The following is a 16,697-nucleotide window of genomic DNA, read 5'->3' as shown; positions in this document are numbered from 1 at the left end:
GGAGAAACCACCACATGACCACACTTGCTGACAAGCCGGATACTGCCGAAAGCGGCAACACTGGCGCCCAGTCCGGATCCGCCGTCGTTGCCGCCGCGAAGAAGCGGCCAGGGGCGCTCGCCGAGACGGGCAGCCCGCTGCTCCGGCCGCCCGCCGCAGCGCACCTCTCGGACGAGCAGGTGGCGGAGCTGGGCCGCGAACTTGACGCGATCAAGGACGACATCCTCGCCAAGCGCGGCTCCTCGGACGCCGCCTACATCCGCCGCATGATCAAGATCCAGCGCGGCCTGGAGATCTCCGGCCGCGCTGCGCTCCTGGTCAGCAAGAACAAGGCCGCCTGGGTCACCGGCACCACGCTGCTGAGCTTCGCCAAGATCCTGGAAAACATGGAGCTGGGACACAACATCCTGCATGGCCAGTGGGACTGGATGCGGGACCCGGACATCCACTCCACCACTTGGGAGTGGGACTTTGTCACCCCGGCGCGTTCCTGGCAGCACACCCACAACGACCTGCACCACCGGTGGACCAACGTCGTCGGCAAGGACAACGACATCGGGTACAACCTGCTGCGCATGGATCCGCAACAGGAATGGAAGCCCTTCAACCTGGGCAACCCTCTCTACAACGCGCTGCTGGCGCCGGTCTTCGAGTGGGGCATCGCGATCTATGACCTCGAACTCGTGGACTACAAAGAGGGCAGGAAGTCCAAAGAAGCCCTGAACAAGGACCTCAAGGCGCTCGGCCGCAAGGCCCTCAAGCAGTTCACCAAGGATTACGCCGCCACGCCCGCCGTCGCCATGCTCACCGGCTCCGGCAAGCAGGCCCTCTACGGCACGCTGACCGCCAACGCGGTCCGCAACGTCTGGGCCCACGCGGTGATCTTCTGCGGGCACTTCCCGGACGGGACGGATACGTTCACCGAGGAAATGGTCGACGGCGAGACCCGCGGCGACTGGTACGTGCGCCAGATGATCGGCTCGGCCAACATCTCCGGCTCCAAGTTCATGCACCTGATGACCGGCAACCTCTCGCACCAGATCGAGCACCACCTCTTCCCGGACCTGCCGTCCAACCGCTATGCCGAGGTGGCCCCGAAGGTCCAGGAGATCTGCCGACGCTACGGCCTGCCGTACACCACGGGCCCGATCTGGAAGCAGGTCGGCTCCACCTGGGCCAAGATTTTCCGGCTGGCCCTGCCGCCGAAGAAGGCCTAGGCGCCCGGGTCCGCCGGGGGAGGCGGCAGACGCTAGGCGGTGCTGCTGAGAACCGACTCCTGGTGGACCCGGGGGAGCTCCTCGAAGGCGGGCTTCCCAAACCAATATCCCTGGAACAGGCGGATGCCGGTTGCCTTCAGGGCCAGGAACTCCGCTTCAGTCTCAATGCCTTCCGCGAGCACCGTGATGTCCAGCTCCCGGGCGATGCCGACGATGCCGGCGACGACGGTCTGGCGGGCCGGGCTGGAGTCGATCCCTCGGATGAGTTTCATGTCGACCTTGATCAGGTCGGGCTGGAAATCGACCAAGAGGCCAAGTCCCGCATGGCCGGCGCCAAAATCGTCGATGGCGGTGGTGAAACCGTGCTTGCGGTACTCGGTGATGATGTTCGTGAGGTGTGCCGTGTCCGAGACCTCCTCATTTTCGGTGAATTCGAACATGATCGACGACGTCGGAAAGCTGCATCGCGCGGCTGCCTGCAGCGTCGCACGAAGGCATGCAGCCGGTTCGTAGACCGCGTTGGGCATGAAGTTGATCGACAGCATCAGCTCCTCACCCGCAGGAAAGAGGCGGGATGCCAGCTCGATTGCCTTGACGCGGCAGGCCTGGTCAAAGCGGTACTTCTGCTCCGGTGAGACTTTTGACAGAACGTCATAGGCGCCCTCGCCCGACAAGCCTCTGACCAGGGCCTCATAGCCCCACACGCGGCCGGCGACGGCGTCGTAGATCGGCTGGAAAGCCATGCTGAAATCAAAGTCGAGTCTCGGAGAAGCCGTGCAGCCGTCACATGCCATGTGGGGGTCCTTTCGATGATTACGTCCACTGTAGGGCAACAGCCGCAGCCGGGATCCCGCCGTGTCCGGGGTGAAATGCGCGTGTCGCGGGCCTCCTCCGCCGCGCTGTAACGGACCCGTGTCCCCGGTGCGGCGGCCGGCTCAGGCCTTGACCGCCACCCCCAGGACGTGGGCCAGCGGCGGATTGCCGGGCAGCACCGCGAAGCCGAAGCGGTCCAGTGACTCGACTGCCAGGCCGGCCCTTACGATGGTGGACGGAGTGTCCCGGTTGGGGTGGCAGCCGCCGGCCAGGCGGCTCCAGAGCGGTGTGAGCAGGTCCTCGGCCAACCCCAGCACGCGGTGCGTGGAGCGGACGTGCTCATAGAACAGCAGCTGGCCGCCCGGCTTGAGGACCCGGACGGCTTCGGCCAGGGCAGCGGACGGCTCGGCCACGCTGCACAGCACGAGGCTCGAGACGACGACGTCCACCGAGCCGTCCGCGGCCGGCAGCGACTCGGCGACCCCGTCCAGGACGGTGATCGGCACCGGCGCCGTCGCTGCGGCGGCCAGGGCCAGCGCCCGGAGCGTGGGGTCCGGTTCGAGCGCCAGCACCCCCGTCACCGCGGGCGGATAGAACGGGAAGGTCGCGCCGTAGCCTGCCCCGATCTCGACGACGGCGCCGTGGGCCGCTTCGACGAGGCGCCGCCGGTGGTCGGCCGCCCCGCGGGCGTCCATCCGGGGCCCGACGCGGGCATACGAGCGTCCGAACGACGGGGTGTGGGCATCCATGGGCGTCCTTTGGTTCAGCGGACCTGGGCCGGATTGAGCTTAAGGCGCCGCAGCAGCTGTGCATTCAGCGCCACCACGATCGTTGAGGCGGACATCAGCACCGCTCCGGCCGCGGGGGAGAGGACGACGCCGGCGAAGGCAAGGGCGCCGGCGGCCAGCGGGACGGAGACGATGTTGTAGCCGGTGGCCCAGATGAGGTTCTGCCACATCTTGCGGTAGCTGGCCCGGGAAAGGTCCAGCATGGACAGGACGGCCCGGGGATCGTTTCCGGCCAGGACGACGCCGGCGGACTCCATCGCGACGTCGGTACCGGCGCCGATCGCGATGCCGACTTCGGCCCGGGCCAGCGCGGGGGAGTCGTTGACGCCGTCGCCCACCATCGCCACCTTCAAGCCGCGGGACTGCAGTTCGGCAACTTTCTTGTCCTTATCGGCCGGCAGGACCTCGGCGAAGATCTCGTCGATGTTGAGTTCCTCGCCAACGGCGCGGGCGACCTGACGGGCGTCGCCGGTGATCATGGCGACCTTGATGCCACGGTCCTGCAGGGCCTTTACGGCCTGCCGGGACTCGGTCCGCACGGCGTCCTCGAGGCTCACGGCCCCCAGGATTTTATCCCCGTCAATGACGTGGAGCACGGCCGCGCCGCGGTCCATCCAGGCCCGGGTGGCAGTTGCGAGTGCCTGCGGTTCTTCCGCTTCGAGGTCGCGGAGCAGGGCCGGGCCGCCGACCTGGATGGTCCTGCCGCCGACCGTGGCGCGGACGCCGCGGCCGGTCATGGACGAAAATCCTGTAGCCGCCGGAATCTGCAGGCCCTGCTGCCGTGCCGCCCGGACGATTGCACGTGCCACCGGGTGCTCGCTGTCTGCCTCGACGGCCGCGGCCAGCGCCAGGAGGCTGTTCCGGTCCACGCCGTCGGCGGTGGCGACGTCCTTGAGGGCGGGTTCGCCCTTGGTGAGGGTCCCGGTCTTGTCGAAGAGGACGACGTCGACGGTCCGCATCCGTTCCAGTGCCATCCGGTTCTTGATCAGGACTCCGGCCCGGGCGGCCTGTTCGGTGGAAATCGCAATGACCAGCGGGATGGCCAGGCCCAGGGCATGCGGGCAGGCGATCACGAGCACGGTGACGGTGCGGGTGACGGCGTCGGGAATGCTGCCCAGCAGGGACCAGACGATGAACGTGATGACGCCGGCGCCGGCGGCGAAGTAGAACAGGAATGCTGCAGCCCGGTCGGCCAGGGCCTGGGCCTTGGACGAGGAGGCCTGCGCCTCGGCCACCAGCCGCTGGATCCCGGCCAGGGCGGTGTCATCCCCGACGGCGGTGACCTGCACGCGGACCGTGTTGTCCGTGGCCACGGTCCCGGCGACGACCTTGTCTCCGGGTGAGCGGAGCACTGTCTTGGATTCGCCGGTGATCATCGACTCGTCGAACTCGGCCTGGCCGTCGACGACCACGCCGTCGGCCGGCATCCTGGCTCCGGAGCGGACCAGGACGGTGTCCCCTGCCAGGAGTTCGCTGACCTTGACGGTCTCCGTGCCCGCTGCGGTGATGCGGTCCGCCTCGTCCGGCAGCAGTGCGGCGAGGGCATCGAGCGCGCCCCGCGCCGAGCCGAGGGCGCGCATCTCGATCCAGTGCCCCAGCAGCATGATCGCCACCAGCAGGGCCAACTCCCACCAGAAGTCGAGGTCAAACCCCCCGATGCCCAGGCTCGTGACCCACGAGGCGACGAAAGCGACGCTGATGGCCATGGCGATCAGCAGCATCATGGCCGGTTTGCGGCTCTTCAGTTCATCCAGGCCGCCCTTGAGGAAGGGCTGCCCGCCATAGAAGAAGATGACGGTCCCCAGTACCGGCGGGATCCAGGCCGAACCGGGGAAAACCGGAGGCACATAGCCGAGCAGGTGTCCGAACATGGGGCTGAACAGCACCACGGGGACCGCCAGCGCCAGCGTCAGCCAGAACCTGTTCTTGAACATCGCGACGCTGTGGCCGGCATGCTGGCCGTGGCTGTGCACAAGGTGCTCATCGTCCCGGCCGGGCTGTGGCTGGACGTGGCCGGAGTGGCCGGTGCCGGCCCGCAGTTGGTCTGTCTGTCCGCTGTGCTGGTGGTCCATGGTTCCTGCCTCCGGAGAAGTCGTGGCTGTCCTGTTACCGACTTCAAACATACCCCCGGGGGGTATATTTGGCAAGAGCGTCGTTGAATCGGCCGGGCACTCCGAACCCGGGGTCAGCGCACCTCGATGACGCCCATCATGCCGAGGTCCTCATGGTCCAGGATGTGGCAGTGGTAGACGGAGCGGCCGGTAAAATCCCGGAATGCGATCCGGACCGTGCACTGGCCGTTGGCCGGCACGTTGACTACATCCCGGAGAACCGCCGTCTCCAGGGCGCGGCCATTCTCCGCTATGAGCTGCATCGGCCACACGTGCAGGTGGAAGGGGTGGTCCATGGGGCTGCGGTTGACCAGGACCCACTCCTCAACCGTCCCGGCGGCAACGGTGGTGTCCGTCCTTCGCTCGTCGAAGACCAGGCCGTTGATGGTGAAGCCCATCATTCCCGCGCCCATTCCCTGACCCGACCCCGGCCCCATGGGAGTGGCGAGCACCAGCTGCCGGCGCGCGGCGACGGCGGCGGAGCGCAACTCAGGCGGGGCGGCCCCGGCTGAAATGACGGGGGCTGGCGGGGCCGGGTCGCCGGCCACGTCCAGCGTTGCCAAGGTGGTGCCGGCCGGATCCGCCGGCCCGTCCTGCTCCGCCGGCAGGCCCGGGCCCATGCGGCGCCGGCTCATCCCGGGCATGGTCCCGCGGTCATAAGGCATCGCGCGCAGTTCGGATTGCCCGAGGGCGGCCGTGACCAGCAGATCCGCCCGGTTCCCCGGCGCCAGCAGCACTTCCTGAACGTCCGACGGCGACCGGAACCGTCCGGAGTCCATGCCCAGGAGCTGCAGCTTTTGCCCGTCCAGCCGCAAGCGCAGGTACCGGGCCACGCAGCAGTTCACAATGCGCCACCGTTCCCGTTGCCCCGGCCGCGCGCCCAAACGGGGATTGGCTTGGCCGTTGACCAGCAGGAGCGCACCCTCGCGCCCGGCCATCCGGTCCTGCTGCGAGGCCTCGGCCACGTTCCCGGCACCATCCAGGCTGGTGTCCGAGACGAGCAGTACGCGTTCGGCGCTCGCGGGCACCGGCACGGGATCTTCGACGATGATGGCGCCGAAGAGGCCCGCGAAGATCTGGTCGGAGACCCGGCCGTGGTGATGCGGGTGGTACCAGTACAAGCCCGGCGGGTGCCCGGCCGGGAGCCGGTATTCATAGTCGAAGCTGCTGCCAGGGTCAACGGCCACGAACACGTTGTCGCCGTTGCCCTGGGGCGAGACGTGGAGTCCGTGCAGGTGCAGGTTGCTGGGTTCGGCCAGCTTGTTGACCAGTTTGAGCCTGAGCACGTCCCCGGCGCGCAGCCGGAGGGTGGGCCCGGGGATGCTGCCGTTGTAGCCCAGCGCCCCCGCCTGCCGTCCGGCCAGCGGGAACTGGCCCGGGGCAGCCTGGAGGCTGGCTTCCAGGAGGCCACCCGAACTGCTGAGCGCCGAAGGCTGCTCCAGGGGCTCCCCGGTCACCGGCGACGGCCGCGAGTTGAGGGTCCACCACAGGCCGGCGCCCCCGGCAACGGTGCCGGTAAGGCCGGCCCCGCCCAGCAACAAGGCGCTGCGGCGGCTGATAGCAGGCACTACGGCCCCTCGCCGAGTTCCTTAACGTGCTCGCGGTACTGCTCTGCCGTCAGTTCGCCTCTCGCGAAGCGCTCATCGAGGATGAGCCGGGCCTGGCTCCTGCCGCCCGGGGTTCCAGGGCTCCGGCCGGGCGTGCCCGGCTGGGGGGAGGGCCCGGGTTGGCCGTAGGGACTTGGTTGGCCGTAGGGACCGGGGTGTCCCGGCCCGGGTTGCGCTCCGTGGCCGGGCCCGCCGAAGATCCGGACCGCGAGCAGCACCAGCACCGCGACTCCGACGAGGAAGAGCACGCCCCACAGCCACATCCACCACAGGTTCTGCCCGTAACCCCACATCATGACTGTTCCCTTCGCCAACGGAAGTTACTGATCCCATGGTGCTCCCGCCGGGACAGTAGCGCTAGGGTCCTAAGTCGCCCTCCGACCAGGCGCCGTCAGCTGATGAGCAGGCTCAAGGCCTCGGCCAGGTGGCTGACTTCCCGGACCGAGAAGCCCGCCGGGACCGGGCCTGGCCCGTTGGGGCTGGCGGGTACCACGGCGTGCGTGAACCCCAGCCGGTGCGCTTCCTGGATGCGCTGGTTGATCCCAGGGACCGGACGGACCTCGCCGGCCAGGCCCACCTCGCCAAACGCGATCAGCCGCTGCGGAAGCGGCTTCTTGGCCTTCGCCGAGGCAACAGCCAGGGCCACGGCGAGATCCGTGGCGGGTTCGCTGAGCTTCACCCCGCCCACGGTCGCGACATAGGAGTCATCCTTGTGCAGCAGGCAGCCGGCGCGCTGCTGCAGCACGGCCAGGAGCATCGCCACCCGGGAGCTGTCCAGACCGCTGGTGGCCCTGCGCGGCTGCGCGTTGGCGCTTTCGGCGAGCAGGGACTGGACCTCTGCCAGCAGCGGCCGGCGGCCCTCCAGCGTCACCGTGATGCACGTGCCGGACACCGGGTCCTTGGTACGGGAGACAAACAAGCCGCTGGGATCGGCCAGGCCGACGATGCCGTCCTCGTTCAGGTCGAAGCAGCCGACGTCGTCGGTGGGGCCGTAGCGGTTTTTCACCGCGCGCAGCAGCCGCAGCCGGGAGTGCCGCTCGCCCTCAAACTGGCAGACCACGTCCACCAGGTGCTCGAGCAGCCGGGGCCCGGCGATGGAGCCGTCCTTGGTCACGTGCCCCACCAGCAGGGTGGTCATGTTGCGGCGCTTGGCGGCGGCGATCAGCGAGGCCGCGACTTCGCGGACCTGGGAGACGCCCCCGGCGCTGCCTTCGACGTCGGCGCTGCTCAGCGTCTGGACCGAGTCCACAACCAGCAGCCTCGGCTCCAGTTTTTCCACCTGCCCCAGCGCCTGGCCGAGGTCCGTTTCGGCGGAGAGGTACAGCGATTCGGCGACGGCGTCGATCCGGTCCGCGCGCAGCTTCACCTGGGCGGCCGACTCCTCGCCGGTGACGTAGAGGACGTCCTGGGCGGTGCGGGCGAACTTGGCCGCGACGTCCAGCAACAGCGTGGACTTTCCCACGCCGGGCTCGCCGGCCAGCAGGATCACGGCGCCGGGAACCAGTCCGCCGCCCAGCACGCGGTCCAGTTCGTCTACCCCGGTGGGGAGGAACGCCGCCGTCGTGGCATCGACGTCGGCGATGCGGCGGGCCGGCTCCAGGACGGTGGTCGCCGCCGTCGTCCGCGCCACGGCGGCGCCGGTCTCTTCAACGGTGCCCCAGGCCTGGCACTCGCCGCACCGGCCCACCCACTTGGCCGTGGTCCAGCCGCACTCCGCGCACTTGTAGCCCGGCGCCTTGGCGGCGCGGGAAGTCTTTGTTGCCATTGCTCCACCCTAACCGGGGGCACTGACATTCAGGCCCGGGGACCGCTGGCCGGCAGCAGGGGCTAGAGGGCGGGCAGGATGTCCCGGGCCTCGTTCGGATCCATGCCGGCGGCTTCGAGCAGGTCCACCATGAGCGGGCGGAAGAGCATCACCACGGTTTCCCCCTCAAGCCGCTGCACGTCCAGCAGGCGCGGGTGCAGCCGGCCCGCCGTTTCGCTTAGTTCCACCCGGGCCGTGCGCAGGTGGGCGCGGCGGACGCCGTCGTGCACCTCCGCCAGCCCCAGGCCGAGTTCATCGATCGCCGCGGCAGTCTCCTGCAGGACCTCGGCAATGTTCTCGGTGGCCTCGTCCGAGAGCGCGGCGTGGTTGATCGCGCTGGTCAACCGGCGCGCAAACACGCGGCTGTTGCGCAGCGCGAGGTCGATGAAGTCCACCGACTGCGCCAGCCGGTCCAGCTCGTCCCGGTACCGGCGGTAGGCGGGGGCCAGGGTGGCCACCTCGCCGGAGGAGCGCAGCGTCTGGCGCATCGCATCGACCAGGGGCTGGCAGTTGCGCCCCCGGATCAGCGCATGCCAGGCCTGGGTGGAGTCACTGTGGGTCAGGGCCGAGGAGCACTCGCGCAGCACCTCCGCTAGTTCGTGGAGCAGTTTCTTCACGTCGTTGCGGGGTTCGCGCCGCGGATCCTTGGGGATCAGGAAAGTCACCAGGAGCGCGCAGACGCCGCCCACGACGGCGTCGATGCTCCGGGTGAACGGTCCTCCGGCGGGAGCCGGCAGCAGCACCACCAGCAGGGACTGCAGCCCCAGCTGGGTGGTGAAAATAGTTCCGCTGTCCAGGAAGCGCGCCAGTAGAATCGAGAAAAGGAGCACGACGGCGGCCTGCCAGATTCCCGCGCCCAGCCAGTGCAGCAACAGGTCGCCCACCACAATGCCGATGGTGCAGCCCAGGCCTACCTCCACGACGCGGCGAAGCCTCGGATCACGGGAGAAGCCCAGGGCGATCAGGGAGGAGGTGGCGGCGAACAACGGCCCGGTGTGGCCCAGGACGTACTCGGCGAAGGCGTAGGCCCCTACCGCGCAGGCCGTCATCTGGAGCGCAGGCACCAGCGAATTACGGCTCCGGACAAATCCGGTGCGGACCCGGCCGCGCAGGAATCGTGCGCTTGCGGTGAACCCAGTAGCGGAGGCCATGCCCACCAGTCTATTTGCTGTCCGCGGTGCCAAGGTTGCGGGACGCGGCCCCTACGGCTGTGATGCAGCTAACGCAAGACCGACCCGTCCGTCGTCGACCAATGGTCCGACGTCGTTAACCCTCCGTTCACTTTGGACCCCAATTCTCTTCACCTGGGGCACCTAACTTCGGTAAAGGTACAAAACGTATCCACCGTCTTTATTGCTCGGACGTCTCCGGTCCGACACGCATCTGAATAACCCTGGAAGGGGTACATCTAGTGAAGGCATCACGCTTCGGCCGCAACGCGGCCATTGCTGTTATCGCAGCCGGCGCACTCGCGCTCACCGCTTGCGGTTCGGACAACGCAACAAACACCACTGCGGGCACCCAGGCGGCCTCTGGCTCCAAGGTCACCGGCACGCTGACCGGCATCGGTTCCTCCGCGCAGGGTGCGGCCATGGACGTGTGGAAGACCAACTTCGCCTCCGCCAACCAGGGCGCGAACGTGCAGTACTCCCCGGACGGTTCCGGCGCAGGCCGCAAGGCCATCCTCGACGGCTCGGCCCAGTTCGCCGGCTCCGACGCCTACCTCAAGGACGAGGAAGTCGCCAAGGCCAAGGACCAGTGCGGCCCCGACGGCGCCATCGAGGTTCCCGTCTACATCTCGCCGATCGCCATCGCGTTCAACGTGCCTGGCGTGACGGACTTGAAGCTGGACGCAACGACTGCGGCCAAGATGTTCCGCGGCGAGATCGCCAAGTGGAACGACCCCGCCATCACCGCGCTGAACCCGGACGCCAAGCTGCCGGACCTCAAAGTCACCCCGGTCAACCGCTCTGACGACTCCGGCACCACCAAGAACTTCACCGAGTACCTCTCCGCAGCGGCTCCCGCCGTCTGGAAGGACAAGGCTGACGGTGTCTGGCCGGCTTCGCTGAAGGGCGAGAACGCCAAGGGCACCTCCGGCGTCGTCAAGACCGTCACCGACACCGCCGGTGCGGTCACCTACGCCGATGACTCGGCCGTCAGCGGCAAGCTGGGCACCGCCCAGATCAAGGTTGGCTCCGAGTTCGTCAAGATCTCCCCGGAAGCGGCCTCCAAGGCCGTTGACCTGGGCAAGCCTGTCGAGGGCCGCGGCGCCAACGACCTTGCCATCAAGCTGGACCGCACCACCACCGAAGCCGGCGCCTACCCGCTGGTCCTGGTCTCCTACCACGTTCTCTGCAGCACCTATGCCAAGCAGGAAACCGTTGACCTGGTCAAGGCCTTCGAGAAGTACGTACTTTCCGCAGAGGGCCAGAAGGCCGCTGCCGAGTCCGCCAAGTCGGCTCCGCTGTCCTCCGCCCTGTCCGAAAAGGGTGTCAAGGCGATCGAATCCATCAAGGTCAAGTCGTAAGGTTTGAATTGAACGGTCGAGTTCCCCGCCCCGCCGTATGGCAGGGCGGGGAACTTAGCCGCGTCACCCGCAGTTCCGCTACGGGCCGTTCCACGACGTTCCGTACATCCGCAACACCGACACCGAAGGGCCAGGTATGACCTCCACCTCCCTGACCAAACCCCAGGGCGCAGGCCGTGCCGGGGACAAAGTCTTCTCAGGGGCCACCCTGGCAGCGGGCTGCCTGATCCTCGCCGTCCTGTTTGGGGTTGCGCTCTTCCTCGTCATCCAGGCGATTCCCGCGTTCACCGCCCCGGCCGCCGATATCCAGGGCGGCGAGGGCTTCTTCGCCTACATCTGGCCGATCGTCATAGGCACCCTCATCGCGGCCGTCATCGCGCTGGTCATCGCCACCCCCGTGGCCATCGGCGTCGCACTCTTCATCTCGCACTACGCCCCGCGCCGGCTGGCGTCCGGCCTTGGCTACGTAGTGGACCTGCTGGCCGCCATCCCCTCGGTGGTCTACGGTGCATGGGGCGCCGCCTTCCTGGCGAAGGAAATCGCGCCCGCCTACGACTGGCTCGCGAAAAACCTGGGCTGGCTGCCGATCTTCCAGGGCCCGGCGTCCGCCACCGGCAAGACCATCCTGACGGCAGGCATCGTGCTCGCGGTGATGGTCCTGCCGATCATCACCTCGCTCTTACGCGAAATCTTCCTGCAGACCCCCAAACTGCACGAGGAGGCCGCACTGGCCCTTGGCGCCACCCGCTGGGAAATGATCCGGATGGCCGTGCTGCCGTTCGGCCGCCCGGGCATCGTCAGTGCCGTGATGCTGGGCCTGGGCCGTGCCCTTGGCGAAACCATGGCCGTCGCGCTCGTGCTCTCCTCCGGCGCCCTCACGGCAAGCCTGATCCAGTCCGGCAACCAGACCATCGCCGCCGAGATCGCCCTGAACTTCCCCGAAGCCAGCGGCCTGAAGGTCAGCACGCTGATCGCCGCCGGCCTGGTGCTCTTCGTCATCACCCTCGGTGTGAACATGATTGCCCGGTGGATCATCACCCGGCACAAAGAATTCTCGGGAGCCAACTAAATGACCTCCACCCTGACCCCGGTGCGCAAACGCTCGGCCCTGACCAAGGGGCAACTGCCCAAGGCCGCGCCGTACATCGTCCTGGCCCTCGCCCTCGTCATCGGTGCCGCCATCCTGGCCCTGGTCGGCTTCAACGCCTTCGGCTGGGGCATCGTCTCGGCGCTGCTCTTCACCGCCGGGCTCGTCGGCTGGAGCGCCGTAGTTGAGGGCTCGCGCAAGGCTAAGGACAAACTGGCCACCTGCCTCGTCGCCGGCGCCTTCCTTATTGCCCTGCTGCCGCTGATCTCGGTGATCTGGACCGTGCTGGTCAAGGGTCTGCCGGGACTGGTGGACCCCGGCTTCCTGACCACCTCGATGAACGGGGTCACCGGCGCCTACGACAACAAGGCCGTCGAACAGGGCGCCCCCGTGCTGGGCGGTATCTACCACGCCCTGGTCGGCACCGTGCAGATCACCCTGCTCGCCACCGTCATCTCGGTCCCGGTGGGCCTGCTGACCGCGATCTACCTCGTCGAATACGGCGAGGACCGGGCGCTGGCCCGTGCCATCACCTTCTTCGTCGACGTGATGACCGGCATCCCCTCAATCGTGGCCGGCCTGTTCGCCGCAGCGTTCTTCTTCGCCGTCGTCGGCCCGGGCACCAAGACCGGGGCCGTTGCCGCCGTCGCACTTTCGGTGCTGATGATCCCGGTGGTGGTCCGCTCCAGCGAGGAAATGCTCAAGATCGTGCCGAACGAACTCCGCGAAGCCGCCTACGCCCTCGGCGTCCGCAAGTGGCGGACCATCCTCAAGGTGGTCATCCCGACGGCGATTTCCGGCATCGCCTCCGGCGTCACCCTGGCCATTGCCCGCGTGATCGGCGAAACCGCCCCGATCCTGGTCACCGCCGGCTTCGCCACCTCCATCAACAACAACGTGTTTGGCGGCTGGATGGCCTCGCTACCCACCTTCATCTACACGCAGATCCTCAACCCGACCTCGCCGTCCAACCCGGGTCCGTCCGACCAGCGCGCCTGGGGCGCGGCCCTGGTCCTCATCATCCTCGTGATGCTGCTCAACCTGGCCGCCCGCCTGGTGGCCCGCATCTTCGCCCCGAAGGCCGGCCGCTAAGGCCACCGCAGGCACCCGGCCCCACCACCACAAGTGAAGGAACAGCATGTCTAAGCGCATCGACGTCAAAGACCTGAACGTCTACTACGGCAAATTCCTGGCCGTCGAGGACGTCAACATCAACATCGACGCCAAGTCCGTCACCGCCTTCATCGGCCCCTCCGGCTGCGGCAAGTCCACCTTCCTGCGCACCCTGAACCGGATGCACGAAGTCATCCCCGGCGCCCGGGTGGAAGGCGAAGTGCTGCTCGACGGCGACAACCTCTACGGTCCCGGCGTGGACCCCGTGACGGTGCGCTCGCAGATCGGCATGGTCTTCCAGCGGCCCAATCCGTTCCCCACCATGTCCATCCGGGACAACGTGCTGGCCGGCGTGAAGCTGAACAACCAGAAGATCTCCAAGGGCGAGGCGGACTCGCTCGTGGAGCGCTCCCTGCGCGGCGCCAACCTCTGGAACGAGGTCAAGGACCGCCTGGCCAAGCCCGGTTCGGGGCTCTCCGGCGGCCAGCAGCAGCGCCTCTGCATCGCCCGCGCCATCGCCGTGGAGCCCCAGGTGATCCTGATGGACGAGCCCTGCTCCGCGCTGGACCCGATCTCCACGCTCGCCATTGAGGACCTCATCAACGAGCTCAAGGACGAATACACGGTGGTGATCGTGACCCACAATATGCAGCAGGCTGCCCGCGTCTCGGACAAGACGGCGTTCTTCAACATCGCCGGCACCGGCAAGCCCGGCAAGCTGATCGAGTACGGGGACACCCACACCATCTTCAGCAACCCCTCCGTGAAGGCCACCGAGGATTACGTCTCCGGCCGCTTCGGATAAGAGCAGCCGACGGGTCCCTAGAGCCCCGCGAGGGGCGACAGGGCGAGTTCCAGCACAAAGGCCGCCGCGGCGGTGACCAGCGGCGTCAGTGCCCAGAAGGCGAGGATCCGCAGCACCAGCCGGCGGTTGGTCGCCGTGTATCTCTGGTTGGTGCCCGCCCCCAGCACCGCGGAGGTCACGGTGTGGGTGGTGGAAATCGGCCAGTGCAGGCCGATCGCGCCCACCAGCAGGATGGCGCTGCTGTAGAGCTGAGCGACGAAGCCGCGCAGGGGGTCGACCCGGATCATCCGGTAGCCGATCGTGTAGGAGATCCGCCACCCGCCTGCGAGTGTGCCTGCCGTCAGCATGGCCGCGGTCAGGAGCGCCACCCAGACGGGGGTGGTGCCGCCGTCGGGGAGCCCCGCGGCCAGCATCGCCAGGATCAGCACGGCGCTGGTGCGCTGGCCGTCCTGCAGGCCGTGGCCGAAAGCGACGGCGCCGGCGGCGATGGCCTGGGCGCGCCTGGACCTGGTATTCACGACGCTCGGCGGTGTGTAGCGGGCTGCCCACGTGGCGGGCCAGACCAGCAGGTAGGCGCCCGCGAAAGCGATGACCGGGGAGAGCAGCAGGGGCAGCACTACCTGGAAAAGCAAGGACTGGTCCACGCCCAGGACCGAGTGTCCGCCTACCGCAACGCTGGCGACGCCGGCCCCGGCCAGGCCCCCCACGAGCGCGTGTGTCGAGGAGGCCGGGATGCCGCGCCACCACGTGAAGAGGCCCCAGAGCACGGCGCTCAGCAGGCCGGCGATGAGGATGGTCAGGCCGTTGCCGCCGGGCGGAAGAACCACCCAGGTCCGGCTGACCTCCAGCGCCAGGGCTGCGCTCAGCCCGGCGCCGATGAAGTTGAACAGCCCGGCCAGGAGCACCGCGACGGTGGGGGTCAGGGCACGCGTCCGGACCGCGAGGGCAACCGAGGAGGACGCGTCGCGGAAGCCGTTGAGAAAGGCGAACGCCCCGGCGAAGAGCACCACCAGGGCAAAGAAAACGACGGACACCTCAGGATTCCTTGACGATGATGCTGCCCACCTGGGTGGCGATCCGCCGCATGTCCTTGGTGACTTCCACGAGCTGGTCCGCGATGTCGCGGTTGCGCGCGTACTGCGCCGATTTCATGTCCTTGATCATGTCCGCCACCCAGACCCGGTGGGTGCGCTCAGCCCGCTTGGTGAGACGGAGGACCTCGATCCAGTAGTCCTCCAGGTCATCGAGGTTGTTCAGCTGGCGCATGGCGTCAACGGTGAGTTCGGCCTGCCGGCTGATGATTTCCAGCTGGTCGGCCGCGCGTTTGGGCAGCCGCTCCAGCTTGTACAGGAAGACGAGGTCCGCGGCGGCGTCGAGCTTCTCCATTGCCTCGTTGAGGTAACGGGAGAGCGCATACATGTCCTCGCGGGGGAGCGGATTGAGGAAGCTGGTCCGCATGTGGGTCAGGAGGGCAAAATGCAGTTCTGCCGACTTCGCCTCGTGGTCGTGCATGTCCTCCACCAGCCGCGCATGTTCGCTGGCGGGCGCGCCAAGGATCTCCGAGAGGGTTCCCGTGGCCACGGCTATCTGGTGGGCCATCTGGGACAGCAGGTTCAGCCCTGCGGGCTCCTGGGGGAAAAGGCGCAGCTTCACGTGGGGTTACCGGTCTCCGGACGAGGCTTACACGGGCGTTGTCTGCCGGTCCTGGAACGTGACGATGGCCCGCGCATGGGGTTTACTTTACCGCCCGGACTTCGGCCGGCGGGAACGGCCGGCCGGGGCAGGCGCCGGGCCGGCCGGAACGGGCCACTGGCAGCGGGCATGAAAATGGTGCCGAACCGGATACGCCTCTCGGCGGTAGGCCGCTCTAGGCGGCTAATTGTTGAAGCCCGGGGGTTTCGCGGCTCGGCACCGCCTTTAGTTTTCTACTTCGAGGGGACCAAGTCAACATTGACAGCAGGGCCCCGGCGTGCGTATTGACAGTGCCCGCACGGTGGGTTAAACGGCCGAATTCCGGCGCCCACCAGCCGCCGGAGCGCTCAGTCCAGCTCGCCCAGCCGCCAGGCGTTGGCGGCATGTTCGAGGTCCTCGGCGGTCTTGACCAGGAGGTGTGAATTCCGCGTCAGCTTGCTCGCGTGGTTGGCGTTGCTGTGCTCCGCGCCGTCGGCAAGTGTGGCCTGGCCCAGCGCCACCACCCGGCAGAATGCCGCCGAGCGCTCCAGTGCGACGTCGAACTCCCCGTCGAAGGCGCCGGAGAGGATGGCGTCCGCCATTGACTTCATTTCCTCGGCGCCCGGAGGCTCGGCTGCGCCGGCCACCACGTGGGACACCTGGGCGGTGTCCTTGCCCGCTCTGAAGTAGACCGAAATCCGTTCCGGATCCCGGATCGTGGCGGCCCGCAGCGCGTAAAGCCGCCAGAGCGCGCCAGGGAGGGACCGCGCCGGGCTCTCCGCCCACATTTCGGCTATGGCATCGAGGCCCTGTTCATCAGCGAGTTTGACCAGCCGCCGCGTGACCTTGGGGTCGTCGCTGTCCCGTCCGCGGCGGACGAGCGCCTGGGCTGCGAGGTGGGCCGCCTCGGAAACCCGCGCCGGGTCCGCACCCCCGGCGAAAGGCTCAAAGTCGATCGGCGCAAAGGGCTTCGGCTTGTGGTGACGGTGCGGTCCGGGGCTGCTGGCTCCTGCTTGCTCGCTCATGCCACCACGCTACTCCTGTGCATTCCGGGAATCGAGCATGCCCCCGTGTGCGGGGACAACGCCCGGGAAGCGGACGACGGCGGCGCGTCGGGCCCGGTGACAAAGCTCGCCTGCGTCTGGGGTACA

General features: G+C 68.0%; 15 protein-coding genes. 5 read left to right on the top strand and 10 right to left on the bottom strand.

Annotated elements, in window-relative coordinates:
* Nucleotides 1-14: 14 nt before the first annotated feature.
* Nucleotides 15-1,217 carry a fatty acid desaturase family protein gene (locus tag AC1DGE_RS08295; RefSeq protein ID WP_441418115.1) on the top strand — a complete coding sequence of 401 codons (1,203 nt, stop codon included), beginning with the start codon at nt 15-17 and terminating at the stop codon, nt 1,215-1,217.
* 32 nt (nt 1,218-1,249) lie between these two features.
* Here AC1DGE_RS08295 and AC1DGE_RS08290 read toward each other — a convergent pair whose 3' ends face one another.
* The 7 genes from AC1DGE_RS08290 to AC1DGE_RS08260 form a co-directional block, all read right to left on the bottom strand.
* Entirely contained in the window at nt 1,250-1,960 is a 711-nt protein-coding gene (locus AC1DGE_RS08290; RefSeq protein WP_441418114.1) for an EAL domain-containing protein, read from the bottom strand.
* 192 nt (nt 1,961-2,152) lie between these two features.
* The gene (locus AC1DGE_RS08285; RefSeq protein WP_476908877.1) at nt 2,153-2,779 is read right to left on the bottom strand and encodes a class I SAM-dependent methyltransferase; all 627 of its coding nucleotides are present in this window, start codon (nt 2,777-2,779) and stop codon (nt 2,153-2,155) included.
* Between the two features lie 14 nt (nt 2,780-2,793).
* On the bottom strand, nt 2,794-4,890 hold the full coding sequence (locus AC1DGE_RS08280; protein WP_476908878.1) for a copper-translocating P-type ATPase: 2,097 nt from the start codon (nt 4,888-4,890) through the stop codon (nt 2,794-2,796).
* Between the two features lie 113 nt (nt 4,891-5,003).
* A complete protein-coding gene (locus AC1DGE_RS08275) occupies nt 5,004-6,497 on the bottom strand; it encodes a multicopper oxidase family protein (RefSeq protein ID WP_476917268.1) in 1,494 nt (497 codons plus the stop codon).
* Complete coding sequence (locus tag AC1DGE_RS08270; RefSeq protein WP_441418110.1) at nt 6,497-6,832, bottom strand: SHOCT domain-containing protein; 336 nt, start codon at nt 6,830-6,832, stop codon at nt 6,497-6,499. Before AC1DGE_RS08270 ends, AC1DGE_RS08275 begins: the two co-directional genes overlap by 1 nt.
* 95 nt (nt 6,833-6,927) lie before the next feature.
* A complete protein-coding gene (gene radA / locus AC1DGE_RS08265; RefSeq protein WP_441418109.1) occupies nt 6,928-8,301 on the bottom strand; it encodes a DNA repair protein RadA in 1,374 nt (457 codons plus the stop codon).
* A 62-nt stretch (nt 8,302-8,363) separates the two neighbouring features.
* Nucleotides 8,364-9,491, bottom strand: a complete 1,128-nt coding sequence (locus AC1DGE_RS08260) for an FUSC family protein (RefSeq protein ID WP_441418108.1) — start codon at nt 9,489-9,491, stop codon at nt 8,364-8,366.
* Nucleotides 9,492-9,751: 260 nt separating this feature from the next.
* Here AC1DGE_RS08260 and pstS point away from each other — a divergent pair, with 260 nt between their 5' ends.
* The 4 genes from pstS (at nt 9,752) to pstB (ending at nt 13,875) form a co-directional block, all read left to right on the top strand.
* On the top strand, nt 9,752-10,870 hold the full coding sequence (gene pstS, locus AC1DGE_RS08255; protein WP_476892992.1) for a phosphate ABC transporter substrate-binding protein PstS: 1,119 nt from the start codon (nt 9,752-9,754) through the stop codon (nt 10,868-10,870).
* A 136-nt stretch (nt 10,871-11,006) separates the two neighbouring features.
* Complete coding sequence (pstC, locus tag AC1DGE_RS08250; protein WP_476917267.1) at nt 11,007-11,939, top strand: phosphate ABC transporter permease subunit PstC; 933 nt, start codon at nt 11,007-11,009, stop codon at nt 11,937-11,939.
* Nucleotides 11,940-13,049, top strand: coding sequence for a phosphate ABC transporter permease PstA (pstA, locus tag AC1DGE_RS08245; RefSeq protein WP_476908880.1), 1,110 nt, complete (start codon nt 11,940-11,942; stop codon nt 13,047-13,049).
* 46 nt (nt 13,050-13,095) lie between these two features.
* Nucleotides 13,096-13,875 (top strand): phosphate ABC transporter ATP-binding protein PstB, encoded by a 780-nt coding sequence (gene pstB, locus AC1DGE_RS08240; protein ID WP_441418104.1) that lies wholly within the window; start codon nt 13,096-13,098, stop codon nt 13,873-13,875.
* Nucleotides 13,876-13,892: 17 nt separating this feature from the next.
* Here pstB and AC1DGE_RS08235 read toward each other — a convergent pair whose 3' ends face one another.
* The 3 genes from AC1DGE_RS08235 to AC1DGE_RS08225 form a co-directional block, all read right to left on the bottom strand.
* Complete coding sequence (locus AC1DGE_RS08235) at nt 13,893-14,909, bottom strand: inorganic phosphate transporter (RefSeq protein ID WP_441418103.1); 1,017 nt, start codon at nt 14,907-14,909, stop codon at nt 13,893-13,895.
* Between the two features lies 1 nt (nt 14,910).
* Nucleotides 14,911-15,528: a DUF47 domain-containing protein gene (locus AC1DGE_RS08230; protein WP_476892990.1), complete on the bottom strand. Its 618-nt coding sequence runs from the start codon at nt 15,526-15,528 to the stop codon at nt 14,911-14,913.
* Between the two features lie 386 nt (nt 15,529-15,914).
* The gene (locus AC1DGE_RS08225) at nt 15,915-16,571 is read right to left on the bottom strand and encodes a hypothetical protein (RefSeq protein ID WP_441418101.1); all 657 of its coding nucleotides are present in this window, start codon (nt 16,569-16,571) and stop codon (nt 15,915-15,917) included.
* Nucleotides 16,572-16,697: the final 126 nt, after the last annotated feature.

Source organism: Arthrobacter sp. 05N425, assembly GCF_056397125.1.
Note: the sequence above shows the minus strand (reverse complement) of the source record. Positions and strands in the feature narration are given on the sequence as shown.

Bases quoted from the DNA above. Each gene is read 5' to 3' on its own strand.
- AC1DGE_RS08295 (WP_441418115.1), top strand. From the start codon at position 15: ATGACCACACTTGCTGACAAGCCGGATACTGCCGAAAGCGGCAACACT.
- AC1DGE_RS08290 (WP_441418114.1), bottom strand. From the start codon at position 1,960: ATGGCTTTCCAGCCGATCTACGACGCCGTCGCCGGCCGCGTGTGGGGC.
- AC1DGE_RS08285 (WP_476908877.1), bottom strand. From the start codon at position 2,779: ATGGATGCCCACACCCCGTCGTTCGGACGCTCGTATGCCCGCGTCGGG.
- AC1DGE_RS08280 (WP_476908878.1), bottom strand. From the start codon at position 4,890: ATGGACCACCAGCACAGCGGACAGACAGACCAACTGCGGGCCGGCACC.
- AC1DGE_RS08270 (WP_441418110.1), bottom strand. From the start codon at position 6,832: ATGATGTGGGGTTACGGGCAGAACCTGTGGTGGATGTGGCTGTGGGGC.
- radA (WP_441418109.1), bottom strand. From the start codon at position 8,301: ATGGCAACAAAGACTTCCCGCGCCGCCAAGGCGCCGGGCTACAAGTGC.
- AC1DGE_RS08260 (WP_441418108.1), bottom strand. From the start codon at position 9,491: ATGGCCTCCGCTACTGGGTTCACCGCAAGCGCACGATTCCTGCGCGGC.
- pstC (WP_476917267.1), top strand. From the start codon at position 11,007: ATGACCTCCACCTCCCTGACCAAACCCCAGGGCGCAGGCCGTGCCGGG.
- pstA (WP_476908880.1), top strand. From the start codon at position 11,940: ATGACCTCCACCCTGACCCCGGTGCGCAAACGCTCGGCCCTGACCAAG.
- pstB (WP_441418104.1), top strand. From the start codon at position 13,096: ATGTCTAAGCGCATCGACGTCAAAGACCTGAACGTCTACTACGGCAAA.
- AC1DGE_RS08225 (WP_441418101.1), bottom strand. From the start codon at position 16,571: ATGAGCGAGCAAGCAGGAGCCAGCAGCCCCGGACCGCACCGTCACCAC.